Here is a 23,450-nt window from a genome sequence, read left to right as displayed (position 1 = left end):
CGAAACCACGGGTGCCAGTATACGTGAGTGACACACCTCGCTCAGTAATCGGGGGGGGGGGGTGAATCGGGCGGCAAACAGGTTTCGGCGCGGCCGCGCCGAAAGGGCCGTTCTCCGTGGAGACGGGGGTATAACCCGGCAATCCGAGAACCGCTTCTGGCAACCGGATTAGTTCTGGATGGAGGTCACCCGGCCGTTTTCTAGATAGACGTAGTTCGCGCGCCCAGGGCCGTAGCGATATATCCACTGCTCCCGGATGCCACTGCTCGAGTTAGTACGATTGGTCCTGGTGGGTGTGCCCCATGCCTCGCGAACCATGAGGATGCCTTCCACGTGACACCGGGGCGGATTGGGTCACAGGCAGGACATCCGGCAACCCAGCAAGCTCGCCTAAAGGCACTGGGCGGGAAAACAGATAACCCTGCAGCAGGTCACACTGCCGTCGCACCATATCGTTGCATTCCTCATCGGTTTCGATTCCCTCGGCGACAACGGCCATGTCCATGTGATGCGCCATGGTGATAACCCCCTGGACGATTGCCGACGTACGACGATCATCTAAGGCCTTCGCGACGAAACTCTGATCGAGCTTCACCTTGTGAGTGGGCAAGTCCCTCAGGTAGCTCAGGCTGGAGAAACCGGTTCCGAAGTCATCGATAGCGGCTTTCACCCCCATACGTCGAAGTGCGTTCATCAGGTCGATAACGGGCTCGGCCCCGTCGATCAGGACGCTCTCGGTAACTTCCAGTTCCAGCAAGCGAGGGGACAAGCCGGTCTCCTCAAGTGTTCGCTGCACATCCCCGAGGAAGCCCTCGCGACCAAATTGAAGTGAGGAGATGTTCACGGCCACCGGCAGCGTACGCCCGTGCCGGGAATTTAACGCCATCATGTCCCGGCAGGCCCGGTGTAGCACCCAGCGTCCCAGGGGGACAATTTGACCAGTGCGTTCCGCCAAGGGAATGAATACGCCAGGCGAAACCACGCCACGCTTTGGGTGATGCCACCGGACCAGTGCTTCCACGCTACGGATTCGGCCACTCAAGGCATCGACCACAGGTTGGTAGTGCAACTCGAACTGCTCTTCCCGCAGTGCGGCGTGCAGGTCGTGACGCATCGCTACGCTCTCGCGGATACCCTCTGAGCGGCTGCTCCGGTACCACTGCCAGGTATTGCGTCCCTGGCGTTTGGCTTGCTCCAGGGCGAGATCCGCACATTGCATCAGTTCATAGTCGTCACTCATGGAATGACGCGTACAAGCAATACCAATACTCGCACTCAGGTGAATCGGAGATCCCGCCACTTCAGTCGGCTCGCCCAAGGTTGCGAGAATTCGTTTGGCCAACCGGACAACGCGCTCCTGGTCAACGTCACTGACCAGAAGGATGGCGAACTCATCACCCACCAGACGGGCCACCAAGTCATCGGGTCCTGCCAAAGGCGCGAGCCGTTGTGCGACGGCCGCAAGCACCTCGTTGCCTATGTCGTGGCCGAGCTCGTCATTGATGGCTTTGAAACCATCCAGGTTGAGGGATAGAACCGCGGCCGCCCCGGCACCTTGGCGAAACCGCTCCATTGCCTCTTCCACACGGTCGTAGAACGCCGAGAAATTGGGCAATCCTGTCAGCAGATCATGAGTCGCCTGATAGGCAATATGGGCTTCCTGTTCCTTCTGCCGGGTGACGTCCTGCTGAATACCGATGAAGTGGGTGCATATTCCGTCGTCATCGAAAACAGGACTGATGGTCAAGTGATTCCAGAATGTCGTGCCGTCCTTCCGGTTGTTGAGCAGAACGACGCTGGCATCATGAAATGCCCGAATAGCACGACGAATCCCTTGAATAACGTCCGGGTCGCTATCCGGTCCCTGCAGAAAGCGACAGTTCCGGCCAAGAATTTCTTGCTGGGCGTAGCCCGTGATCTGTGTAAACGCAGGATTGGCGTAAACGATGGGCATATCTGGTTCGCGCGCATCAACAAGTAGCATGCCACTGGGACTCGTATCGATCCCGCGTTTCAGTATGCGCAGCTCTTCGTTGCGACGCATGCGTTCGGTCACGTCACGGCAGATTCCGGATACCCCGACCACCTTGTCTTCGATGGTGACGGGAAATTTGGTGACCTCCAGGATATAGCTGTGGCCGTCGGCATGCGTGCACTGCGTTTCATAGGTCGGCGCCTCTCCTCGACACACGGCATCGAAGCAGCGCTGGGTCATCTCCCGGTAGCGCGGATCAACAATCTCGTTGAAATATCGGCCGATTATTTCGATTTCCCGGTAGCCGGTGATTCGTTCCAATGCGGCATTGCATCGCTGAAAGCGCCCCTGCAGGTCGAGGTCATAAACGCCTTCCGGATGATTCACGAACAATGAGTGATGCCACTCGGTGGCCTCCTGGTGACGCTGACTGTCACGGTCGCGGACCAGGGCCAGACCAATCAGGGCGGAGGCCTGTTTCAGTCGCTTTTTTGCCGCACTTGTCGGCAAGGCCGGGCTTGCGTAATAGGCGCCAAAGGTCCCAAGCAATTCACCGTCCGGTGCGACAATCGGGTTCGACCAGCAGGACCGAAAGCCCTCAGCCATCGCACCTTCTCTAAATGGCAGCCAGCGCGGATCTGTTGCGATGTCATCCGTCACCACCAGGTGACGGTCATGGGCCGCGGCACCGAAGGAGGCTGACCGAAACGGTCCGACGGGCACCTGTTGAAGAAGTTGCGTGTAGGTTTGCGAGAACCGAGCGCTCGGAATCAAGCTCAGCGCGTGGGCGTCGGCATCGTAACGCATGAAGGCGACAGTGGCCTGCGGGAGCAGAATTCCGATCCAGTTTGCGATGCTGTCCAGCATCTGCGGAAGAGGTGTCCGTTCCGCAATCAGCTCATGGACGGTCTGTTGTGCTTCCAGCAACGAGGTTTCATCAGCCAATGCGCTACTCCCTGGCGGTCGGATCCGTGACCCAAGCTGAGAACGGTTGGGCCGACCCGAGAAACAGCGCCGAGAGCCAAACCAGGGCCTGTGAACTCGATACGGGAGATGGACTGACGGCAGGCCTTGTACGCCGCAACGCCTGTCGGCAATCCCGCTGCCGTAGAATCGAAGGTCTTTAGGCCGGTGATTTTGCGTGCCCGCCTTTCGGTCGGGGTCGCCCTTAACAGGCGCCAGTATCGCAAAATGGGAGCGTGTTATCACGATGTAACGGGCACGTGGTCTGTCGCGGATCAGGACGGAAGGGTTCTCAGCCTGAGCACCGTATTCGCAGGACAGCACGTGGGCGTTCGGGAGGTCGCTGACAGGATCTGGCGCGTCAGCTTCATGCAATATGACCTGGGATTCTTCGACGAGGACGCGGATCGCGTCGAACCCGCCGAGAATCCCTTCGGGCCAAAAGTGTTACCGATGTGCTCGGTATGATCTGTAACCCATGTGTCCGGTACAGACCTTCTTTCGTATGGCGCGCCCGGAAGGATTCGAACCTCCGACCGCCTGGTTCGTAGCCAGGTACTCTATCCAGCTGAGCTACGGGCGCGTTGTTTGAGGGCCGAGAGTATCCATAAATTGCCGGGGACAGTCAAACGACTCCTTACCAGTAGAACGGGTGGTAGTGTCCGTGCCAACCATGATGGAACCGCGAGTGACCGAAGCTGCGGCCGATGCCGAATCCGGTGGTCACGCCGCGGCGGTGGCGGAAACCGCGACCGACGTTGACGCCAACATAGGTGTGGGTTCGCAGGCGCGGTTGCCTTGGTTGCACGTACACCACCTGTGGCGCGGCCGCCTGCTGGGCGGCGCGCCGTTCGGCACGATCCACCGCTGCACGCTGATCGTCACTCAGGGCGCCGTAGTCGCAACGTCCGTCGTCCCGCAGACAGGCATTGAAATTGCGTTCCGCCAGCCGTCGATCCACCTCGTTCCGTTGTGACTCGGTCAGCACGCTTCGCTGACACTCCGGCGCACGCGCCACACAGTCCTGAAAATTGCGCTGGCGCACGGTGATCTCGACTTCAGCCTGCTGCCGGTCACTGAGCCGATCGGAATCACAGGGTCCCCCGACCATGCAGGATTCGAGGTTGCGTTTATCGGATCTCTCCTCGGCCTCCAGGTATTGCGCGCTGGAAAGCTGTTCCCAACGGCAGGCGGAGTCGCCGGCAAGGCAGAGGCTGTAATTGATGGAATACCGCTCTTCGTCGACCTCGTAGCGCTGAGACTCCGTCAGGCGATCACGACGGCAGGCATCAGTGCCTCGGATACAGGCCTGCACGTTGCGCCGCTGGGCCGCTTTCTCGACGGTCTCCCGCTGTGCTTCCGAGAGCAGACCGGGGTCGCACAGCGCTTCATCGCCTTCGCGACAGGCCAGGAAATTGTCACGGTCACCAATCAGGCCTGCCGCCTGCGCCTGCAGGGGCAGCAGCAGGATCAACAACAAGGCGTAGGGATGAAATCGGCGCATGGCGGCGGATCCGTGGCGGCGTCTCTGGCTTTGAAAGCGATGTTGGATGAAGGTTCTGCGAGTATAGGTGGGGCGATCGCAGGTGGATGTGGTTGCGATCAGGTTTTCGGGCAGGGTCTGATCGTTGCTCGACAGGTGCCATCCAGCCAGTAGTCAGGTGCCAACTGGGTTCCGTACGCTTCGCGTGCCCCTGGCAGCCGGGAAATACCCGGCAGGTGGCTTCGGCAGGGGTTTGCGGCAACCGATTGGGGAGGGGTGGTCGTCGCCTCTCCGCGGCGACGGGGGTTGCCTTCGCTTCGCTACGGCAATCGAACGTGGTCCATTAGGTACGGTGCTCTTCGATCCGAGCGTCACGGCAACCGGTTGGGTCGGGATTGTCGCAGTCGCTGCGCTCCTGCGACTTCCCTGCGCTTCGCTTCGGTAATCGAACCCGACTTTTTTATTATCTCGGGTTCGAATCTTCTTTTCGCATACAAATGAAAAGGGGGTGTCCATTCGGACACCCCCTTTTCATTTGTATGGCGGAGAGGGAGGGATTCGAACCCTCGATGGGCTTTTGACCCATACTCCCTTAGCAGGGGAGCGCCTTCAGCCGCTCGGCCACCTCTCCGGTATCTGGTACTCGCCGAAGCGAAGGCCGCAAGGATAGTGGATCGGGCCTGCAGCGTAAACCCTGGGAGGCTTAGTCCTTTTGCTCCGGATTGCCGCCGCCCTCTTCGCGGATACGGTCGTAGATTTCTTCGCGGTGCACGGAAACGTCGCGTGGGGCGTTAACGCCAATGCGCACCTGGTTTCCTTTCACACCAAGCACGGTGACGGTGATTTCGTCGCCGATCATCAGTGTCTCTCCCACGCGCCTGGTCAAAATCAGCATCGTTGCCTACTCCTCAATCCCGAGGTGTCCTTTCTAAGACCGCTAAACCGGCTCAAGTTCAGCGCCCCCCCTTCCTGGTACCAACGCGCGGCCTCAGTGAGACCCCGGAGCGGGAACCACTTCCCGCCCCAACTTCAACTCTGTCTCGCAGGACCTGCTGTCAGCTGCCCTGCCCTTCAACCTGAACCTGAGCGGATTCGTCGTCCAGGCCGAACGCCGAATGCAGTGCACGGACGCCAAGCTCCAGATATTTCTCTTCGATGACCACCGAGATCTTGATCTCGGAGGTGGAAATCATCTGGATGTTGATACCCTCATCGGCCAGCGCCTTGAACATCGTGCTGGCAACGCCCGCATGGGATCGCATCCCTACCCCGACAAGCGACAGCTTGACGATTTTCGTGTCTCCGTAGACCTCACGTGCGCCCAGATCGTTGCACGTCTTTTCAAGAATCTGCAGCGCCTTCTCGTAATCATTGCGGTGGATCGTGAACGTGAAGTCGGTGGCGCCCGACTGGCTGATGTTCTGAACGATCATGTCCACTTCGATATTGGCGTCCGACACCGGCCCCAGGATCGCGCCGGCAATCCCCGGACGATCCGGCACACCCAGCACTGTAAGCTTGGCCTCGTCGCGGTGGAACGCAATGCCAGAGATCAGCGGTTCTTCCATGGTTTCATCCTCAAACGTAATCAGGGTGCCAGGGCCGTCCTCGAAACTGGACAGCACGCGCAGCGGCACGTGGTACTTGCCGGCGAATTCGACGGCCCGGATCTGCAGGATCTTGGAGCCGAGACTGGCCATTTCCAGCATTTCCTCGAAGGTGATGCGCTTCAGCCGACGGGCCTTCGCCACCACCCGCGGATCCGTGGTGTAGACGCCATCCACATCAGTGTAAATCTGGCATTCATCGGCCTTCAGCGCCGCCGCAAGGGCGACAGCCGTGGTGTCGGAACCGCCGCGTCCCAACGTCGTGATGGCACCGGTCGGATCGACACCCTGGAAACCGGCTACAACCGCGACTCGACCGGCCTTCATGTCCTCGGTCAGCACCTTGGCATCGATTTCCTGGATTCGCGCCTTGCTGTGCGCGCTATCAGTGAGAATGCGGACCTGCGCACCGGTATAGCACCGGGTCGGGCAACCGCGATTCTCCAGCGCCATGCCGAGCAGGGAAATGGTTACCTGCTCGCCGGTGGAAACCAGCAGATCGGACAGCCGGGCCGGCGGCGACGGGTGCAGTGAACGCGCCAGTTCCAGCAGCCGATTGGTCTCACCGCTCATCGCCGAGACAACGACGATGACGTCGTGGCCGGCCTCTCGCGCGGTGATAACCCTTTCGGCAACCCGCTCGATGCGCTCGGGACTGCCGACCGAGGTACCACCGTATTTCTGAACAATCAGTGCCATGTGATTCCATTCATCGTGTTGTGGGGCCGGACGGGCAGCCGACCTGTCTGTCGATACGAATATGCGTCCACAGCGGCTCAGTCGCCGCGTGCGGCAATCCAGTCCGGCACGCTGGCAATGGCCGCCGCCAGGGCTTCGGGGGCGCTGCCACCGGCCTGCGCCATATCAGCACGACCACCGCCCTTGCCGCCGACCTGGCTCGCTACCGCATTGATCATTTCGCCGGCCTTGATCCGGTCGGTAAGATCATCGGTAACACCGGCCACCAGGCGAACCTTTCCGCCTTCCACGGTGCCCAGGACGATGGCGGCGCGAGTCAGCCGGGCCTTCAACTGGTCCACCATGTCGCGCAGGCGGCGGGCGTCACCACCATCAATCACCGTGGCAACCACCTTGATATCACCGACTTCCACCGCGCTGTCCGCCAGATCGCCGCCGGCCTGCGCTGCCAGTTTCTGCTGCAGGCGGTCCAGTTCGCGCTCGGTGCCGCGGCCGCGCTCGAGCAGCTGCGACACCCTTTCTTCGAGCATTTCGGGACGGGCCTTGAGCAGGCCGGCCAGCCGTTCCAGCGAAGCCACCTGCTGATCCACCCAGTCCAGCGCCGCATCGCCGGTCAGCGCCTCGATCCGGCGCACCCCGGCTGCAACGCCGGTTTCGGAAACCAGTTTGCACAGCCCGATCTCGCCGGTCCTCGCCACATGGGTGCCACCGCAGAGTTCGGTGGAATCCCCCATGCGCACAACGCGCACGACATCGCCGTATTTTTCGCCGAACAGGGCCATGGCGCCGGCGGCGATGGCCTCATCGTAAGCCATTTCCCGCACTTCGGTGACGTGGTTGGCGCGGATTTCCGCGTTTACCAGCCGATCCAGCTCACGCAGCTGCGCCGCGGTGACCGGTTGCGTGTGCGAGAAATCGAAACGCAGGCGATCTGGTGCAACCAGCGAACCTTTCTGCGTCACATGGGTGCCAAGCACCTGGCGCAAGGCCGCATGCAGCAGGTGTGTCGCCGAGTGGTTCAGGACCGTGGCCTGTCTGCGGGCCTGATCGACCTGAGCGTGCACGGTGTCACCCAGGCGCAGACTGCCCTTTTCGAGCACACCGAAATGGCCATGGGCATCACCCTGCTTGCGGGTGTCCTCGACGCGGAATGCGACATCGTTGGCCAGCAGCTGTCCGCTGTCACCCACCTGGCCGCCGGATTCCGCATAGAACGGTGTCTGGTCCAGCACCACCAGGCCGGACTGCCCGGCCTGGAGTGCGTCCACTTCGTTGCCGTCGGCAAACAGCGCAACGACCTTGCCGCGATCCTGCAGGCGGTCGTAGCCGGTGAACCGGGAACGTGCATCGATGACGGCGCCGCCGGCGTGATCGGCCTTGAACTGGCTGGCCGAGCGGGCCCGCTCGCGCTGCGCCTCCATGCAGGTCTCGAAACCCGCCATGTCCAGTTGCAGGCCGCGTTCCCGCGCGATGTCGTTGGTCAGGTCCACCGGGAAGCCGTAGGTGTCATACAGGCGGAAAACCGTCTCGCCGGGGATGGTGTCACCCTTCAGCGCGCGCAGGTCGCCCTCCAGCAGCCGAAGGCCCTGATCCAGGGTTTCACTGAAGCGCTCCTCTTCCTGGCGCAGTGCGGTGGCGACGTGCTCCTGCATCTCGGCCAGCTCGGGATAGGCATCACCCATCTCCTTAACAAGCGGCTCGACAAGCTTGTGGAAGAACGGTTTTTCCTGACCAAGCTTGTAGCCGTGCCGGACCGCGCGGCGGATGATGCGCCGCAGGACATAGCCGCGCCCCTCGTTCGATGGCAGCACGCCATCGACGATCAGGAAGGCACAGGCACGGATATGATCGGCGATCACCTTCAGCGAATTGCTCTCCAGGTCCCGGCAGCCGGTGGCATCGGCGGCGGCCTGGATCAGCTTGCGGAACAGATCGATCTCGAAATTGCTGTGCACGCCCTGCAGCACCGCGGCCAGTCGCTCCAGGCCCATGCCGGTATCCACGCAGGGGCTCGGCAGCGGGTTCAGGGTGCCGTCGGCGCTGCGGTCGTACTGCATGAACACCAGGTTCCAGATCTCGATGTAGCGGTCGCCATCCTCTTCCGGCGTGCCCGGAGGACCGCCGGCGACCTCGGGACCATGGTCGTAGAAAATCTCGGAACACGGACCGCAGGGCCCGGTATCACCCATGGCCCAGAAATTGTCCTTGGCGCCGATACGACTGACCCGGTCAGCCGGCACGCCGATCTCGTCGACCCAGATCGCCGCCGCCTCGTCGTCCTCCTCGAACACCGTGACCCAGAGCTTCTCCGCGGGCAGTTCGATGACCTCGGTCAGAAAGGTCCAGGCATAGCGGATCGCATCGCGCTTGAAGTAGTCGCCGAAACTGAAATTGCCCAGCATCTCGAAGAACGTGTGATGCCGGGCCGTGTAGCCGACGTTCTCCAGATCGTTGTGCTTGCCGCCTGCGCGCACACAGCGCTGCGACGAACAGGCGCGGCTGTAGTCGCGCTTTTCCCGACCGAGAAACACATCCTTGAATGGCACCATGCCCGCATTGGTGAACAGCAGCGTCGGGTCGTTGCCGGGCACCAGCGGACTGCTGGGCACAATGCGATGCCCGTTATCACGGAAATACTCCAGGAAGGCCCGTCGAAGCTCAGCACTACTCGTCATGTTGATCCCATACCAAACGCCGGGTGCGATCAGTCATCGCCCCGGCCGTCGCCGAGCACGCGCCTGACCTGCTCGGCAGAAAAACCGCGGCCGGCAAGGAATCGCCCCTGCCGGCCCCATTCCGTCCGATTCGCCGGCGGCGCCGTGCCGAAGCGCCGCTCCCGCACCACCGCTGCCTGCTGCTGCCAGTCCACCTCGGCCGCGTCGAGCAGCGCACGGATCATGCCGTCCTTGATTCCGCGCTCGCGAAGATCGGCGGTGATGCGCAGCGGTCCATGGCCCTTGCCGATGCGTTCGCGAATAAAGGCCTCGGCAAACCGCTGATTATCGAGATAGCCACGCTGTTCCAGCAATTCAAGGGTGTCGGCTATCAGACTTTCGGGGTACTGACGCTGGCGCAGCTTGCGTTGCAGTTCCTTGCGGGAGTGTTCCCGTCTTGCCAGAAGCCTGACTGCCTTGTCCTCGATCTCGGCCGGATCCGGCGCCTCCGGACCGGATTCGTCCGCCCTCACGATCAAGCCGTTTCGGACGGCTCATCCGCCTGATCCTGCGCTGCCGGCCGCCTGGCTGGCATTAGAATCTCTCGCAGCTTTTCGTTCAAAGTCTCTGTAATATCCGGGTGTTCCTTGAGGAACTGCCTGACATTATCCTTGCCCTGACCGATACGATCACCGTTGTAGCTGTACCAGGCACCCGCCTTCTCCACGAGGCCGTTCTTCACGCCCAGGTCGATCAGTTCGCCTTCCCGCGAGATTCCCTCGCCATACAGGATCTCGAACTCGGCCTGCTTGAACGGCGGCGCCATCTTGTTCTTCACCACCTTGACCCGGGTTTCATTGCCGACCACCTCGTCACCCTTCTTGATCGCGCCGATCCGGCGAATGTCCAGCCGCACCGAAGAATAGAATTTCAGGGCGTTACCGCCGGTGGTGGTCTCCGGGCTGCCGAACATCACGCCGATCTTCATCCGGATCTGGTTGATGAACACGACCATGGTGTTGGAGCGCTTGATATTGCCGGTCAGCTTGCGCAGCGCCTGGGACATCAGGCGGGCCTGCAGACCAACATGGGAATCCCCCATCTCACCCTCGATTTCCGCCTTCGGCGTCAGTGCCGCCACCGAGTCGACGATCACCACGTCCACGGCGCCGGAGCGGACCAGCATGTCGGCGATTTCCAGTGCCTGCTCACCGGTGTCCGGCTGCGACACCAGCAATTCATCGACATTGACGCCAAGCTTCTCGGCATAGTCCGGATCGAGCGCATGTTCGGCGTCGACGAAGGCCGCCGTGCCGCCCTTTTTCTGCGCCTCGGCAATGACCTGCAGCGTCAGCGTGGTCTTGCCCGAGGATTCCGGACCATAAATCTCGATCACGCGCCCCCGGGGCAAGCCGCCAATACCGAGTGCCAGATCGAGGCCCAGAGAACCGGTGGAGACCGCGTCCACATCCCTGACCGCGCGTGCATCGCCCATCCGCATGACCGCACCCTTGCCGAACTGCTTTTCGATCTGGCTGAGGGCAGCGCCAAGCGCCTTCTTGCGATTGTCATCCATTCTCTTGCATCTCCTGCTGTGGTTTCGGTCGGCATCGGCAACACACCATCCATGGCGCTCGCCGTGCGATCCGTCAGTATCCCATACCGGGGTGCCGAGCCGCACCCTTAGGGAAACACTGATTTATTCCCGCGTCAGTGTTTCCCTGGGGACTGCCGCTCAGTCTGCCGCCGGCCAGTACCGGAGGTGTTCGTAAACCGATCCCTGCGCTCCCGGCCGCGACAGGAACAGCCCGAAACCCGCCAGTCGAAGGCGCTGCGATGGCAATTCCGGCAGCCCGGTCGGGGCGTCCAGCTTGCGCAGCAATGTCAGGTGCGGCCGGAACGGCCGCCGGTCCGGTACAAAGCCGGCGTTCTCGAGTGCCTGCCGCAGATCCTGCTGCAGCCGGATCAGTTCATCGTCCAATGGCTCGGCGAGCAGCACTCCGGCACGGGGACCGCTCCAGTATTCGAGCTCAGTGGTACGAACCAATGTGACCGGCGACCTGATCGCCGACCCGACCCGCTCCGCCTGCTGCCTTTGCGAGTGGTCACAGCGTCCGAGGAAAAACAGCGTCAGGTGGATATTGTCAGCCGGGGTCGGCCGCCCGGCGCCGATAGCCGCCGCAGCGCGATGCAGGCTCGCGCGTACCTCCCGCTCCGGCTGCATGGCGAAGAACAGCCGCACCGCCTCATCCGACATCGAGCCATCCCCGCAGTCCGCGAAGTGCGAAGATGGCGGCCTCCAGGCGAACGGCCTCGCGGTCGCCGGAAAACCGCACTGATTCGGCCCGGACCTCGCCAGCGGCCCGGGCCCAGGCAAACCAGACCAGCCCCACAGGCTTCCCGGCACTACCCCCGGCCGGTCCGGCCACGCCACTGACGGCAATGCTGAGATCAGCGCCGGTCCGCTGCAATGCGCCAGCGGCCATCGCCCGCACCACCGACTCACTGACCGCACCATGGTGCTGCAGCAGTGCCGGATCAACGCCAAGCATGCTTTGCTTGCACTGGTTCGAATAGCTGATGAAGCCGCCTTCCACCCAGGCGGAACTACCGGCGATGTCGGTGAGCGCCTTGCCGATCCAGCCGCCTGTGCAGGACTCGGCGGTGACAACCCGCAGGCCGCGCAGCTGCAACAGCTGTCCGAGCTGTTCACTGCTTCGTTGCAGGCGGTCCTCGCTCATGCCCAATCCCTGTACGTGCGAATCGATGCGGCTTTCCCTACGATGACGGACCGTCGACAAACGTCAACCGCGCAAACCAACCCGGAACCCAGATGGCAGCACGCGAACAGGACCAGCACACGCCGATGATGCAGCAGTATCTGCGCATCAAGGCCGAACATCCAGGCATCCTGCTGTTCTACCGGATGGGCGACTTCTACGAGCTGTTCTTCGACGATGCCCGTCGCGCCGCCGAACTGCTGGACATCACCCTGACCGCCCGCGGCACCACGGCCGGCGAACCGATCCCGATGGCCGGCGTGCCCTACCACTCGGCCGACAACTATCTCGCCCGGCTGATCCGGCAGGGCGAATCGGTGGCGATCTGCGAGCAGATCGGCGATCCGGCCACCAGCAAGGGACCGGTGGACCGCCAGGTCACGCGCATCGTCACGCCCGGCACCCTGACCGAAGACAGCCTGCTGCCGGAACGCGGCAGTAATCGCGTGCTGTCGGTGGTCCGCCAGCAGGAGCAGTTCGGGCTTGCCGTGCTTGAGGTCTCCAGCGGCGAGTTCCTGGCGCAACAGGTTGATGACGAGGAAACCCTGCAGGCCGAGTTCGAACGCCTGAATCCGGCGGAAGTACTTCTGCGCGAGGGCGACCCGGCGCCGGACTGGCTGTCGCAACATAGTGGCCGAACGATCCGGCCACCGTGGCATTACGAGGAAGAAAGCTGCCGGCGGCTGCTGAACCGGCAGTTCGGCACACGGGACCTGTCGGGCTTCGGCTGCGAGCATTTGCCCGTCATCGTGCAGGCGGCGGGCAGCCTGCTCCAGTACGTCGCCGACACCCAGCGCAGCGCCCTGCCCCACGTCTGCGGACTGCAGCTGGAACAGCGTGATGATGCGGTCATCATTGACGCCGCCAGTCGGCGCAACCTGGAAATCGAGCAGAACCTGGCCGGCGGTACGGCGCATACGCTGGCCTCGGTACTCGACAGCACGCGCACCGCGATGGGCAGCCGCCTGCTTCGGCGCTGGCTGCAACGCCCCCTGCAGGACCAGGACACCGTCCGCGCACGGCATGAAGCGATCGACACCCTGCTGCAGAGCGGCAGCGAAACCCTACTGCGGGAGACACTGGCGGGACTTGGCGATGCAGAGCGCATCCTGGCCCGGATTGCACTGCGCTCAGCCCGGCCGCGGGATCTGGAGGCGCTTGGGCTCTGCCTGGCGCGACTACCGACGCTGCAGGAACAAACCGCCGAGCTTCCCGCCCCGCTGATCGATGCGCTGCGCGCGGACCTGTCCGAGCATCCGGAAACCACGGATCTACTGGCCCGGGCGATTGTCGACAACCCGCCGGTGCTGATTCGTGATGGCGGCATGATCGCGGAAGGCTACGACGCCGAACTCGATCGCCTGCGCAAGCTGAGCCGCGATGCCGACGAGTTCCTGCTGGATCTGGAAAACCGGGAGCGAGAGCAGACCGGCATCGCCAACCTGAAGGTGCGCTACAACCGTGTCCACGGCTACTACATCGAGGTCAGCCGCGGCCAGACCGCGCGGGTACCGGAGTACTACCAGCGTCGGCAAACACTGAAGGGTGCCGAACGCTATATCACGCCGGAACTGAAGGATTTCGAGGACCAGGTACTCAGTGCGCGGGAACGGGCGCTGGCGCGGGAGAAGTCCCTGTACGCCGAGCTGCTGGAGACGCTGAACGAGGGGCTGGACCGGCTGCAGGCCAGCGCCCGGGCACTGGCCGCACTGGACGTGCTCTGCAGCCTGGCCGAACGCGCCCGCAGTCTGGATTACTGCCGGCCCCGCCTCAGCGACCGCCCCGGAGTGGTGATCCGGGACGGACGCCATCCGGTGGTCGAACAGGTGCTGGATGGCCCGTTCGTGCCCAACGACACCCGGCTGGATCGAAAGCAGCGGATGCTGGTGATTACCGGCCCCAACATGGGCGGCAAATCCACCTACATGCGGCAGGTCGCGTTGACGGTGCTGCTGGCCTGCGTTGGCAGCTTCGTGCCGGCCCGCGAGGCCGAAATCGGCCCGGTGGACCGGATCTTCACGCGCATCGGTGCCTCCGACGACCTGGCGGGGGGGCGTTCCACCTTCATGGTGGAGATGACCGAAACCGCGAATATTCTGAACAATGCCACCGCCAACAGCCTGGTGCTGCTGGATGAAATCGGTCGTGGCACCAGTACTTTCGACGGGCTGTCGCTGGCCTGGGCCAGTGGGGCCTGGCTGGCGGAACGGATCCAGGCCCTGACCCTGTTCGCCACCCATTACTTCGAGATGACCGCCCTCGCCGAGCAGTACCGGGGCGTCCGCAATGCGCACCTGGACGCCGTCGAGCATGGCGAGAAAATCGTGTTCCTGCACCAGCTCAAGGATGGTCCGGCAAATCAGAGTTACGGCCTGCAGGTGGCTGCCCTGGCGGGCGTGCCGAAACCCGTGATCCAGGCGGCACGAGCCAAGCTGACTGACCTGGAGCGCGCGGCCTGGCGCGCCGACGCGGAGACCGACGGCCAGTTGCCGCTATTCAGCGAACCGGAAGCCGATGATCCGGTCCGGGATCTGCTGGATGGCCTGGACCCGGATGCACTCAGCCCGCGCCAGGCGCTGGAATTGCTCTACCGGATCCGAGACCTGCAGGACAGCGGTGGTAACCACTGACCGGCCCGAATCCGCGATCTGGCGTTTGCCTTTGGAGCCGCGGGCCCGTTATCGGTACTATTGCGCCATCTCACCACCGGACCGACCGGATTTTTGATACTGGAGTAACCCATGACCTTTGTCGTCACTGAGAACTGCATCAAGTGCAAATACACCGATTGCGTGGAAGTCTGCCCGGTGGACTGCTTCCATGAAGGCCCGAACTACCTGGTCATCGACCCGGATGAATGCATCGATTGCACCCTGTGCGAGCCGGAATGCCCGGCCGAGGCCATCCTCTCGGAAGACGACCTGCCGGAGGACCAGATGCACTTCCTCGAGCTCAACGCCGAACTGTCACGGGAGTGGCCAGTGATTACCGAGCAGAAGGACCCGCCGGCCGACGCCGAGGAATGGGACGGCAAGCCGAACAAACTCGAGCTGCTTGAGCGGTAGGCGCCGTATTATTCTATTATTCCAATAAAAAGGCGGCCACAAGGCCGCCTTTTTGCGTAAGCCAGTGCAGGCGCTTCAATCTCCCGCCCGCGCCTTTTCTTCATCCAGGATCTGACGCAGTTCGTCCGCGGGCACCAAACCGCGGTGCAGGATACCGCGTTCGGTAATGATCGACGGCGTCGAATTCACGCCCAGGTCCTGCGCCAGGGCCAGTTGTTCCTCGACCGGGTTGTCGCAGTCGGTGTCGCCGGAAAAGTCACCCCGGTCTTTGGCCTCGTCCATGGCCGCCCTGCGGTCGTCGGCACACCAGACAGCCGTTGCCTTGCGGTGTGAATCAGAGCCCAAGCCGGCCCGCGGCATCTGCACGTAACGAACCTCGATGCCCTGGTCGTTGTAGGCATCCATGTTGGCGTGAAACTGGCGGCAGTAGGGGCAATCGATATCCGTGAACACCGTCACCACATGCTCGGTGTCGCCGTTTGCCGGATACACAATCATGTTGTCGACGCCGTGGGCGTCGAGCTGTTCCAGCCGGACCTGGCCGCGCAAGTCATCGGAGACGGAGCGGCGCGTCTCCAGGTCCATCATGTCACCCTGCACCAGATAACGTCCGTCGCCGGTGATGTAGAGGACCTGGCCCCCGATCACCACCTGGTACAGATCCGGCACCGGTGACCGGTCCACCCGGTCGGGACGCAGTTCCGGGTTGATGTCCTGCAGCCGCTCGCTGATGCGCTCGCTCACTTCCGCCAGTTCATCGTCGGCGAGCAACCCCGGGGCAGCAGTCACCAGTACGGCGAGACTGACGGCGGCAAACAATCGGTATGTCATCTGAACCCCATCGTTCTGCTATGCAATCGGCACCCGGTCAGCCCCGCGGGTGATGCTGCGCGTGCAGTTCCTGCAGGCGCTGACGGGCAATGTGAGTGTAGATCTGGGTGGTGGAAAGGTCCTGGTGGCCCAGCAACAACTGTACCACCCGCAGGTCCGCCCCGTGGTTCAGCAAATGGGTGGCGAAGGAATGCCGCAGCGTATGCGGCGACAGATGGCCGCGGATGCCTGCCGTCCGGGCGTGGGTGCGAATCCGGTACCAGAACGCCTGGCGACTGAGGCCGGCACCGCGCGCCGTAACGAACAAGGCGTCACTGCGCCGTTGGCCAAGCAGGACACCGCGCCCCTCGCGTAGCCAGCGATCAACCCAGTCCAGGGCCTGTTCACCCAGCGGAACCAGTCGCTCGCGGGAGCCCTTGCCGACAACGCGCAGTACGCCCTGCCGCGGATTGAACTGACCCAGGGTCAATGACACCAGTTCCGACACCCGCAAGCCGCTGGCATACAGAAGCTCCAGCATGGCGCGATCCCGCAGCCCCACCGGATCAGCCGTGTCCGGGGCGACCAGCAGCGCCTCGACTTCGGCCTCCGAGACGGCGCCAGGCAGCGGGCGGCCCAGGCGGGGAGATTCGACATCGGCCGTCGGATCGGAGTCGGCCAGACCCTCGCGCAAGCGCCAGCGGTAGTAACGCCGCAGCGTGGACAGCAACCGCGCGGTGGAGCGAGGCTTCAATCCGCCCGCCACCCGGGCCGCCAGGTAGGCCAGCACGTCCTCGCGACCGGCTCCCGACAGGCCCCCGCCGCGGCCGTCGAGCCAACGCGCGAAACTCACCAGGTCAGCCCGATAGGCTGCCAGGGTCTGCCGACTGAGCCCGCTCTCCGCCCAGATGGCGTCAAGAAAGCGGTCTATCGCCTCGCCAGGCTCCGCGACGATGCCCTGATCAGCCCTTGTCCGAGCCGCTGGCACCGGCATTGGCCCGGTTGATCATGTCCTTGAATGCGCCCATCAGGTCCATTGGCAGCGGGAACACGATGGTCGAGTTCTGCTCCCCGGCAATACCGGAAAGCGTCTGCAGGTACCGAAGCTGCAGCGCCTGCGGGTTCTGTGACAGCACATTGGCCGCGTCCTGCAGCTTCTGCGCCGCCTGCATTTCGCCTTCGGCATGGATGATCTTGGCCCGCCGGCTGCGCTCGGCCTCGGCCTGCTGTGCGATCGCGCGGATCATGCTTTCGTCGATATCCACATGCTTGATCTCGACGTTGGCCACCTTGATGCCCCAGGCATCGGTGTGTTCGTCGAGAATGGTCTGGATGTCCTCGTTCAGGCGATCGCGTTCCGCCAACATTTCATCCAGGTCATGCTGGCCAAGCACCGAACGCAGCGTGGTCTGGGCAAGCTGGCTGGTGGCGGCGAAGTAGTCCTCGACATTGATCACGGCCCGCTGCGGATCCACGACCCGGAAATAGAGCACCGCATTGACGCTGACAGAGACGTTGTCCTTGGAAATCACATCCTGACTGGGAACATCCATCACCACGGTACGAAGATCGGTACGCACCATCTGCTGGATGACCGGGATGACGATGATCAGGCCCGGGCCCTTGACGCTCCAGAAACGACCAAGCTGAAAGATGACGCCGCGCTCGTATTCGCGCAGCACGCGTATCGCCGACGCCAGAATCGCGATAATCAGTGCAGCAACGACCAGAAGAATCGTTTCCATGCCTACTCTCCCTGCGAATGGATGGATGCCACCGTTCCGACCCCGGCACCGGGGCCTTGTTCCGGCACGCACCACGCTACAGTAGGCTAAGTTGCCATGGCGAACGAGTCCCCCTCCCTGCTGTTCTACTGCCGTCCCGGCTTCGAAAAGGATTGCGCGGCCGAAATCATGGCCCGGAGCAGCGCCGAATCCCTTCCGGGTTACGTGCGTGCTCGCCACGGAGACGGTTGGCTGCAGTTCCACGGCGCGGATTCCGGCGTGGTCGAGGAACTCTCGGACGGACTGGACCTGAGGGACCTGGTCTTCCCGCGCCAATGGCTGCTTGCCAGCGCGGAGCCGATTCCGTTGCCGCGGCGTGATCGCGTCCAGCCGGTACTGGAAGCTTTGGAGAATGCCGGGCGGATCGGCCCCTACGCCGCACTGTGCCTGGACCATCCGGATACCAACTGCGGCAAGCAGGTTTCTGCTTTGACCCGACGCCTGCGCAAGCCGCTGGAAAAGGGTCTGGCCAGCGCCGGTATCAGCAGCAATGCGACTTCGGCACCACGGCGGCTGCACCTGTTTTTCAGCGACTTCGACCAGGTATTTCCGGCCGAGGGCCTGGTCGGACGCAGCTCACCGGAAGCCAACGGAATACTGCGCTTGCGCCAGTCGCGCGGTGCGCCGAGCCGATCCGGTCTCAAGCTGGACGAGGCAATTCGACTCATGCTGCCGAGCGACGTTCAGGACACCCTGCTGCGACCGGCGGCCATGGCCGTCGACCTCGGCGCGGCGCCCGGCGGCTGGAGCTGGCAACTGGTGCGTCGGCACATCCGAGTGACGGCCGTGGATAATGGGCCCATCCAGCCGGAGTTGCTGGATTCGGGCCTGGTGGAACATCGCCGCGAGGATGGTTTCCGCTATCGTCCGCCGAGCCCGGTGGACCTGCTGGTCTGCGATATGGTGGAGAGACCCGTCAGAGTGTCGGACCTGGTCGCGCACTGGCTGGCCCAGGGCTGGTGCCGCGCCGTCATTTTCAACCTCAAGCTACCGATGAAACAACGCCACCAGACAGTGCGGGACTGCCTGGCGCGGCTACCCACCGGGCCCGCATGGCACACGGTCTGCCGCCACCTCTACCACGACCGCGACGAAGTGACCGTGGCCGTTTTCCCGGCGGGCGCCACGCTCAGAGAGGCTACACTGGGATAACATGGCGGGCCCGGTCCAGGGTCGCGCGGTTGATTTGCAAAACAAAAAGACTTTTTGGGAAACACCGCCGGCCGGTCTCGATCTTCCGGCGTGACGTGGTGCCCCGGGGCTGGCCGCCCCGCTGGCGGAGATCGGGCATGAGACGGTTTCATCTGGCGCTTGCCGTCACTGACGTGGCAGCGACCATCCCCGACTACAGTCGGCGCCTCGGTGCCGCGCCCACCGTTGTGGTGCCTGGCCGCTATGCGCTCTGGCGAACGGCGACGCTGAATCTGTCCATTCGCCAGATCCACGGCGAGGGAGGCGTCGTCCGGCATCTGGGCTGGGAAGACCCGCAGGCCACCACCTTGTCGGTGGAGCACGATATAAACGGGCTGATCTGGGAACAGTTCTCGGCCGAGGACCAGGCCCGGGAGATACGCGCAAACTGGCCGGAAACCGATTACGATCCCGAGACTTGATTCGTTCCGCCAACGGCGCCGGCATGGCAGGCGGCTGCGGCGTCCTGCTTCTCAATCTCGCCTCCCTCGTCGCGATTGTGTCGCCCGCGGCCAGTCGTGAGCCGGCGTCAGCCGCCGGAACCCGGATCCTGCGCGCCCGTATCCCGCGCCCAGGCCTTCGGCACCAGGCTGATCAGACGTACCGTCGGACTGTCGCGGTCGAAGATTAACTGCCCGAGGCCAATCGTATAACCGGCGAAGCGGACGATGACATAGCCCGGCCCGGTGCAGTCCAGACGCTGATCCGGTGACACCAGGCAGTCGTCGCGGCGCAGAAACGCATCCCGCTGCGCCGCGCTCAGGTCAAGCCGATTGCGCGTGGCATGGCGGCCCCATCGCAGCACCGCCGAGGTCGTCGGTTTCAACGGCAGGCTCTTGCGCCGGATCAGTGGCAAACCCAACATCTCCGGTGCCGGCGCCCGGGGTGCCTGATGGCCGGCGGACAGGGCGTGCACATGGCGGTTCCCGCGCCGGATGAGCCGGACATCGGCGAACGCAGCTGACGGAATCCCGAAGCGCTCGGTCAGCGGCGCGAGCCAGTCATTGGTTTCGGCGGCCGGCAAAAAGGCCGTCTCGTCGGCGGGCATTCCCGCACCATCCAGGCGATCGAACACGGCAACGAAGAAGCCGCCGGTATCCTGTTGATGGGGCCAGACCCGGAGGCAATGCTGAATCTCCGGCAGAAATGACTGCCCCTGCCAGGCGGCAATCCCCGGCGCGGTCCGCAAGCCGGGCACCTCCACGTGACGCAGTTGCAACACCTCCGGATGCTGCCGCAGGATCGCGTCGACCACGGCCTCATTTTCCTCCGGCGCAAAGGTGCAGGTGGAATAGACGATTCGCCCGCCCGGACGGGTCAGGGCCACCGCGCGGTGCAACAGGCGCAACTGCACCGCGGCCGAACGCAGGCGCAACTCGTCGTCGACCGGCTCCGGTACGCGGACCTTGCGGAACGTTCCCTCACAACTGCAAGGCGCATCGACCAACACCCGGTCGAAGGTTCCGGCACGCCGGTCCATGCCCTGGCCATCACGCACGGTGACCGAGCAGCTCGTCAGCCCCAGGCGCTTGATCATCTGCCGCAAGGCGGCGATGCGACCGCGCTTGCTGTCATTGGCCACCACGGTCCCGGTGTCCTGCATGGCAATCGCGATCTGGGCGGTCTTGTTGCCCGGCGCCGCACACAGGTCCAGCACCCGTTCACCCGGTTGCGGGTCCAGCAGCACCACCGGCAGCATCGATACCTCTTCCTGGATCCGACTAAGCCCCGCCAGGAATGTCCAGTGCAGCCCCGGGCGACTGCCCGCCGGTAGGCGCAGCGCATGCGGATGCCAGGCAATCGGCCGGGATCGCAGGCCATCGCCTGCCAGAATAGTCTGCAAGGCGTCCCGGCTGATGCGCCGCGGGTCGGCCCACAGGGTCGCCGGCAGGGGCTTCAGCAGACTGTCCAGCAGCGCCTCCGGCGCATCGACGATTGCCGCATAGTGCTCGACCAGGGCAACGGCCAGGGCACGACGCTGGGCGGGAGTGGGCGGTCTGTTGCGTTGCATGGGGATCCTCATCAGGCGGCGGAGCATACCGCAGCACCACGGACGCGACACAGTGCGCAGACTGATCGGCAGGCGGCGGTGTTATTCTTGCTCCAATAGCGCAGCATCCGGACACGGGAGATCATCCATGCGTTACTGGCTAACAAACCTTCTGCTTGCAACGTGCCTTTCCGGTGTTTCGGCAATGGCCGCCGCCGATCGCCTGATCATCGATGACCTGGATCCGGACCGCCCGGATCGCAGCCTGCCCCGCAACGGCGAGACCATGCAGCAGGTGGAGGCCCGCTTCGGCGCGCCGAAGAACCGCATCCCGGCGGTTGGCGATCCCCCGATCAGCCGCTGGGACTACAGCGAATACATGGTCTATTTTGAACATGAGCGCGTCCTCCACAGTGTCCGCAAACGCTGATCGATGAGCGGTTCGAACCTCTGGCTGCCACCCGAATGGGCGGCGCAACGCTGCGTCATGCTGACCTGGCCCCATGACCGGGGTGACTGGGCCGACGGACTGGCGGCCGTCGAGCAGACCTTTGTCGCGATGGCATCGGCCATCGGCCGATTCCAACGTGTGCTTATCGCCTGCCGCGACCAAGGCCATCGCGAGCATGTGGCCAGGCAACTGCCGGCCGGCAACAGCTTCGACCTGGCAATTGCCCCGTCCAATGACATCTGGGTCAGGGACCACGGGCCAATCACGGTAATTCGTGATGGCACGGCAGTGCTGCTGGATTTCCGCTTCGACGGCTGGGGCGGCAAGTATCCGGCGGAGCTCGACGACGCCCTGACCCGGGAGCTTGCGGAACACGGCCACTTTCGCTGGGCTGAACACCAGCCGGTGCCGTTCGTGTTTGAGGGCGGCAGCATCGACTGTGACGGAAACGGGACGCTGCTGACCACCAGCCGATGCCTGCTTGATCCGTCACGCAATGGGCCCACCTCCCGCGCCCAGGTCGAGCAGCAGCTACTGGACCTGTTTGCCTGCGACCGGGTGCACTGGCTAGATCACGGCCATCTTGATGGTGACGACACGGATGGTCATGTGGATATGCTGGCGCGCTTCGCGCCCGGCGACACCATCCTCTACACCGCCTGTGACGATCCGCAGGACAGCCATGCCGCCGACCTCGGTGCAATGGAGGCGGAACTGGCGCAGCTGCGGACACGAGAGGACAAGCCGTATACCCTGCTGCCGCTGCCCTGGCCCGAACCATGTGTGGTCGATGACAGGCGGCTGCCGCTGAGCTACGCGAACTTTCTGGTGATCAATGGCGCGGTGCTGGTGCCCTGTTACGCGCAGGCCGGCGACACCCTGGCGATGCGTCTGATCGGCGAGGCCTTTCCGGACCGGGAAATCATCCCGATACCTGCCCTGCCGCTGGTCCGGCAGCACGGCAGCGTGCACTGCGCAAGCATGCAGATACCGCTGACCTGACCAGGCGACCGCCGCCTTCCATCGCAGACAGATGCCGCTGACGAAATCCTTGTCGCCTTTCGCTACACTGCGCGCCTGAGATTTTCAGCGGAGACCACCGCCATGCCCCGTCCCGACACATTGCGCGCCGCTCTGGTCCAACACGCCTGTGGTGACGATCTGGCCGCAAACCTGGCAGCCAGCCTGGACGGTATCCGTGAGGCGGCCGCCGCCGGCGCAGAGCTGGTGCTGCTGCAGGAGTTGCACCGCAGCCGCTACTTCTGCCAGCAGGAGGATCCCGCGGTTTTCGATCTGGCCGAACCGATTCCCGGGCCGACCTCGGAACAACTGGAGAGCATCGCCGCGGATCTGGATATCGTACTGGTGGGATCGCTGTTCGAGCGTCGCGCCGCCGGGTTGTATCACAACACTGCGGTCGTGTTCGACGGCAAACGCGGCATGGCGGGACGGTATCGCAAGATGCATATCCCGGACGACCCGGGCTACTACGAGAAATTCTACTTCACCCCGGGCGACCTGGGGTTCACGCCCATCGAGACGCGGCTGGGCCGGCTCGGGGTCCTGGTCTGCTGGGATCAATGGTTCCCGGAAGCGGCCCGGCTGATGGCCACCGCCGGTGCCGATCTGCTGCTGTATCCCACCGCGATCGGCTGGGACGATGCCGACGATGCGGCGGAGCAGGCCCGGCAACTGGACGCCTGGGTCACGATCCAGCGCAGCCATGCGGTGGCCAACGGCCTGCCGGTACTCAGTTGCAACCGCATTGGCTTCGAGCCCGACCCCGCCGATCCCGGCAACGGTTCCCGCTTCTGGGGCAACAGCTTTGTCGCCGGACCCCAGGGTGAAATCCTGGCCCGCGCCGCCGCAGACCAGCCCCAGGTGCTGCTCTGCGATATCGACCTGGCGCGCAGCGAACGAGTCCGGCGTATCTGGCCCTACCTGCGGGACCGACGTATCGACCATTACGGCGAACTGAATCGCCTGTTTCGAGACTAA

The 23,450-nt window shown here is 63.6% G+C and carries 21 protein-coding genes, 2 tRNA genes and 1 riboswitch; of the genes, 7 read left to right on the top strand and 16 right to left on the bottom strand.

Going from position 1 to position 23,450, the window contains the following annotated elements:
- Nucleotides 1-168: 168 nt before the first annotated feature.
- From M0534_RS13805 to pncC, 12 genes are all read right to left on the bottom strand, one after another.
- A complete protein-coding gene (locus M0534_RS13805) occupies nt 169-318 on the bottom strand; it encodes a DUF2845 domain-containing protein (protein WP_428348633.1) in 150 nt (49 codons plus the stop codon).
- Nucleotides 272-2,920, bottom strand: coding sequence for a bifunctional diguanylate cyclase/phosphodiesterase (locus tag M0534_RS09045; protein ID WP_248568100.1), 2,649 nt, complete (start codon nt 2,918-2,920; stop codon nt 272-274). The genes M0534_RS13805 and M0534_RS09045 overlap by 47 nt, the downstream gene beginning before the upstream one ends.
- Nucleotides 2,921-3,064: 144 nt before the next feature.
- A riboswitch (cyclic di-GMP riboswitch) is annotated at nt 3,065-3,152 on the bottom strand.
- A 292-nt stretch (nt 3,153-3,444) separates the two neighbouring features.
- Nucleotides 3,445-3,521: transfer RNA gene (locus M0534_RS09040), tRNA-Arg, on the bottom strand.
- 54 nt (nt 3,522-3,575) lie between these two features.
- Entirely contained in the window at nt 3,576-4,442 is an 867-nt protein-coding gene (locus M0534_RS09035) for a hypothetical protein (protein ID WP_248568099.1), read from the bottom strand.
- 519 nt (nt 4,443-4,961) lie between these two features.
- A tRNA-Ser gene (locus M0534_RS09030) sits at nt 4,962-5,052 on the bottom strand.
- 72 nt (nt 5,053-5,124) lie between these two features.
- The gene (gene csrA, locus M0534_RS09025) at nt 5,125-5,316 is read right to left on the bottom strand and encodes a carbon storage regulator CsrA (protein ID WP_248568098.1); all 192 of its coding nucleotides are present in this window, start codon (nt 5,314-5,316) and stop codon (nt 5,125-5,127) included.
- 160 nt (nt 5,317-5,476) lie between these two features.
- Nucleotides 5,477-6,727 carry an aspartate kinase gene (locus M0534_RS09020; protein WP_248568097.1) on the bottom strand — a complete coding sequence of 417 codons (1,251 nt, stop codon included), beginning with the start codon at nt 6,725-6,727 and terminating at the stop codon, nt 5,477-5,479.
- Between the two features lie 77 nt (nt 6,728-6,804).
- Nucleotides 6,805-9,402, bottom strand: a complete 2,598-nt coding sequence (alaS, locus tag M0534_RS09015) for an alanine--tRNA ligase (RefSeq protein WP_248568096.1) — start codon at nt 9,400-9,402, stop codon at nt 6,805-6,807.
- A 29-nt stretch (nt 9,403-9,431) separates the two neighbouring features.
- Entirely contained in the window at nt 9,432-9,914 is a 483-nt protein-coding gene (locus tag M0534_RS09010) for a regulatory protein RecX (protein WP_248568151.1), read from the bottom strand.
- A gap of 2 nt (nt 9,915-9,916) precedes the next feature.
- On the bottom strand, nt 9,917-10,957 hold the full coding sequence (gene recA, locus M0534_RS09005) for a recombinase RecA (RefSeq protein WP_248568095.1): 1,041 nt from the start codon (nt 10,955-10,957) through the stop codon (nt 9,917-9,919).
- Between the two features lie 159 nt (nt 10,958-11,116).
- Entirely contained in the window at nt 11,117-11,638 is a 522-nt protein-coding gene (gene thpR, locus M0534_RS09000) for an RNA 2',3'-cyclic phosphodiesterase (RefSeq protein ID WP_248568094.1), read from the bottom strand.
- A complete protein-coding gene (pncC, locus tag M0534_RS08995) occupies nt 11,628-12,122 on the bottom strand; it encodes a nicotinamide-nucleotide amidase (RefSeq protein WP_248568093.1) in 495 nt (164 codons plus the stop codon). Before pncC ends, thpR begins: the two co-directional genes overlap by 11 nt.
- Before the next feature lie 92 nt (nt 12,123-12,214).
- Here pncC and mutS point away from each other — a divergent pair, with 92 nt between their 5' ends.
- Both mutS and fdxA read left to right on the top strand, forming a co-directional pair.
- The gene (gene mutS, locus M0534_RS08990) at nt 12,215-14,791 is read left to right on the top strand and encodes a DNA mismatch repair protein MutS (protein WP_248568092.1); all 2,577 of its coding nucleotides are present in this window, start codon (nt 12,215-12,217) and stop codon (nt 14,789-14,791) included.
- A 111-nt stretch (nt 14,792-14,902) separates the two neighbouring features.
- On the top strand, nt 14,903-15,226 hold the full coding sequence (gene fdxA, locus M0534_RS08985; protein WP_248567430.1) for a ferredoxin FdxA: 324 nt from the start codon (nt 14,903-14,905) through the stop codon (nt 15,224-15,226).
- A gap of 75 nt (nt 15,227-15,301) precedes the next feature.
- On the opposite strand, the gene M0534_RS08980 is transcribed toward fdxA, so the two are convergent.
- Genes M0534_RS08980 through M0534_RS08970 form a run of 3 tightly spaced genes read right to left on the bottom strand, consistent with a single transcriptional unit; the run spans nt 15,302 to nt 17,781 of the window.
- Entirely contained in the window at nt 15,302-16,057 is a 756-nt protein-coding gene (locus tag M0534_RS08980; protein ID WP_248568091.1) for a DsbC family protein, read from the bottom strand.
- A gap of 37 nt (nt 16,058-16,094) precedes the next feature.
- Nucleotides 16,095-17,030 carry a site-specific tyrosine recombinase XerD gene (gene xerD, locus M0534_RS08975; RefSeq protein ID WP_248568090.1) on the bottom strand — a complete coding sequence of 312 codons (936 nt, stop codon included), beginning with the start codon at nt 17,028-17,030 and terminating at the stop codon, nt 16,095-16,097.
- Entirely contained in the window at nt 16,999-17,781 is a 783-nt protein-coding gene (locus tag M0534_RS08970; protein WP_248568089.1) for a slipin family protein, read from the bottom strand. Before M0534_RS08970 ends, xerD begins: the two co-directional genes overlap by 32 nt.
- A 96-nt stretch (nt 17,782-17,877) precedes the next feature.
- On the opposite strand from M0534_RS08970, the gene rlmM reads away from it, so the two are divergent.
- Nucleotides 17,878-18,972 carry a 23S rRNA (cytidine(2498)-2'-O)-methyltransferase RlmM gene (gene rlmM / locus M0534_RS08965; protein ID WP_248568088.1) on the top strand — a complete coding sequence of 365 codons (1,095 nt, stop codon included), beginning with the start codon at nt 17,878-17,880 and terminating at the stop codon, nt 18,970-18,972.
- 137 nt (nt 18,973-19,109) lie between these two features.
- Complete coding sequence (locus M0534_RS08960) at nt 19,110-19,433, top strand: VOC family protein (RefSeq protein ID WP_248568087.1); 324 nt, start codon at nt 19,110-19,112, stop codon at nt 19,431-19,433.
- 107 nt (nt 19,434-19,540) lie between these two features.
- Here M0534_RS08960 and M0534_RS08955 read toward each other — a convergent pair whose 3' ends face one another.
- On the bottom strand, nt 19,541-21,022 hold the full coding sequence (locus M0534_RS08955) for an RsmB/NOP family class I SAM-dependent RNA methyltransferase (RefSeq protein ID WP_248568086.1): 1,482 nt from the start codon (nt 21,020-21,022) through the stop codon (nt 19,541-19,543).
- A 184-nt stretch (nt 21,023-21,206) separates the two neighbouring features.
- Here M0534_RS08955 and M0534_RS08950 point away from each other — a divergent pair, with 184 nt between their 5' ends.
- The 3 genes from M0534_RS08950 to M0534_RS08940 all read left to right on the top strand — a co-directional run bounded on the left by M0534_RS08950 (nt 21,207) and on the right by M0534_RS08940 (nt 23,450).
- The gene (locus tag M0534_RS08950) at nt 21,207-21,431 is read left to right on the top strand and encodes a hypothetical protein (RefSeq protein ID WP_248568085.1); all 225 of its coding nucleotides are present in this window, start codon (nt 21,207-21,209) and stop codon (nt 21,429-21,431) included.
- A 3-nt stretch (nt 21,432-21,434) separates the two neighbouring features.
- Nucleotides 21,435-22,454, top strand: coding sequence for an agmatine deiminase family protein (locus M0534_RS08945; RefSeq protein WP_248568084.1), 1,020 nt, complete (start codon nt 21,435-21,437; stop codon nt 22,452-22,454).
- A 102-nt stretch (nt 22,455-22,556) separates the two neighbouring features.
- On the top strand, nt 22,557-23,450 hold the full coding sequence (locus M0534_RS08940) for a carbon-nitrogen hydrolase (protein ID WP_248568083.1): 894 nt from the start codon (nt 22,557-22,559) through the stop codon (nt 23,448-23,450).

It is taken from the genome of Methylonatrum kenyense, assembly GCF_023195885.1.
Lineage (GTDB): Bacteria > Pseudomonadota > Gammaproteobacteria > Nitrococcales > Aquisalimonadaceae > Methylonatrum > Methylonatrum kenyense.
Note: the sequence above shows the minus strand (reverse complement) of the source record. Positions and strands in the feature narration are given on the sequence as shown.

Bases quoted from the DNA above. Each gene is read 5' to 3' on its own strand.
- M0534_RS13805 (WP_428348633.1), bottom strand. From the start codon at position 318: ATGGTTCGCGAGGCATGGGGCACACCCACCAGGACCAATCGTACTAAC.
- M0534_RS09035 (WP_248568099.1), bottom strand. From the start codon at position 4,442: ATGCGCCGATTTCATCCCTACGCCTTGTTGTTGATCCTGCTGCTGCCC.
- csrA (WP_248568098.1), bottom strand. From the start codon at position 5,316: ATGCTGATTTTGACCAGGCGCGTGGGAGAGACACTGATGATCGGCGAC.
- M0534_RS09020 (WP_248568097.1), bottom strand. From the start codon at position 6,727: ATGGCACTGATTGTTCAGAAATACGGTGGTACCTCGGTCGGCAGTCCC.
- alaS (WP_248568096.1), bottom strand. From the start codon at position 9,402: ATGACGAGTAGTGCTGAGCTTCGACGGGCCTTCCTGGAGTATTTCCGT.
- recA (WP_248568095.1), bottom strand. From the start codon at position 10,957: ATGGATGACAATCGCAAGAAGGCGCTTGGCGCTGCCCTCAGCCAGATC.
- thpR (WP_248568094.1), bottom strand. From the start codon at position 11,638: ATGTCGGATGAGGCGGTGCGGCTGTTCTTCGCCATGCAGCCGGAGCGG.
- pncC (WP_248568093.1), bottom strand. From the start codon at position 12,122: ATGAGCGAGGACCGCCTGCAACGAAGCAGTGAACAGCTCGGACAGCTG.
- mutS (WP_248568092.1), top strand. From the start codon at position 12,215: ATGGCAGCACGCGAACAGGACCAGCACACGCCGATGATGCAGCAGTAT.
- fdxA (WP_248567430.1), top strand. From the start codon at position 14,903: ATGACCTTTGTCGTCACTGAGAACTGCATCAAGTGCAAATACACCGAT.
- M0534_RS08980 (WP_248568091.1), bottom strand. From the start codon at position 16,057: ATGACATACCGATTGTTTGCCGCCGTCAGTCTCGCCGTACTGGTGACT.
- xerD (WP_248568090.1), bottom strand. From the start codon at position 17,030: ATGCCGGTGCCAGCGGCTCGGACAAGGGCTGATCAGGGCATCGTCGCG.
- M0534_RS08970 (WP_248568089.1), bottom strand. From the start codon at position 17,781: ATGGAAACGATTCTTCTGGTCGTTGCTGCACTGATTATCGCGATTCTG.
- rlmM (WP_248568088.1), top strand. From the start codon at position 17,878: ATGGCGAACGAGTCCCCCTCCCTGCTGTTCTACTGCCGTCCCGGCTTC.
- M0534_RS08960 (WP_248568087.1), top strand. From the start codon at position 19,110: ATGAGACGGTTTCATCTGGCGCTTGCCGTCACTGACGTGGCAGCGACC.
- M0534_RS08955 (WP_248568086.1), bottom strand. From the start codon at position 21,022: ATGCAACGCAACAGACCGCCCACTCCCGCCCAGCGTCGTGCCCTGGCC.
- M0534_RS08950 (WP_248568085.1), top strand. From the start codon at position 21,207: ATGGCCGCCGCCGATCGCCTGATCATCGATGACCTGGATCCGGACCGC.
- M0534_RS08945 (WP_248568084.1), top strand. From the start codon at position 21,435: ATGAGCGGTTCGAACCTCTGGCTGCCACCCGAATGGGCGGCGCAACGC.
- M0534_RS08940 (WP_248568083.1), top strand. From the start codon at position 22,557: ATGCCCCGTCCCGACACATTGCGCGCCGCTCTGGTCCAACACGCCTGT.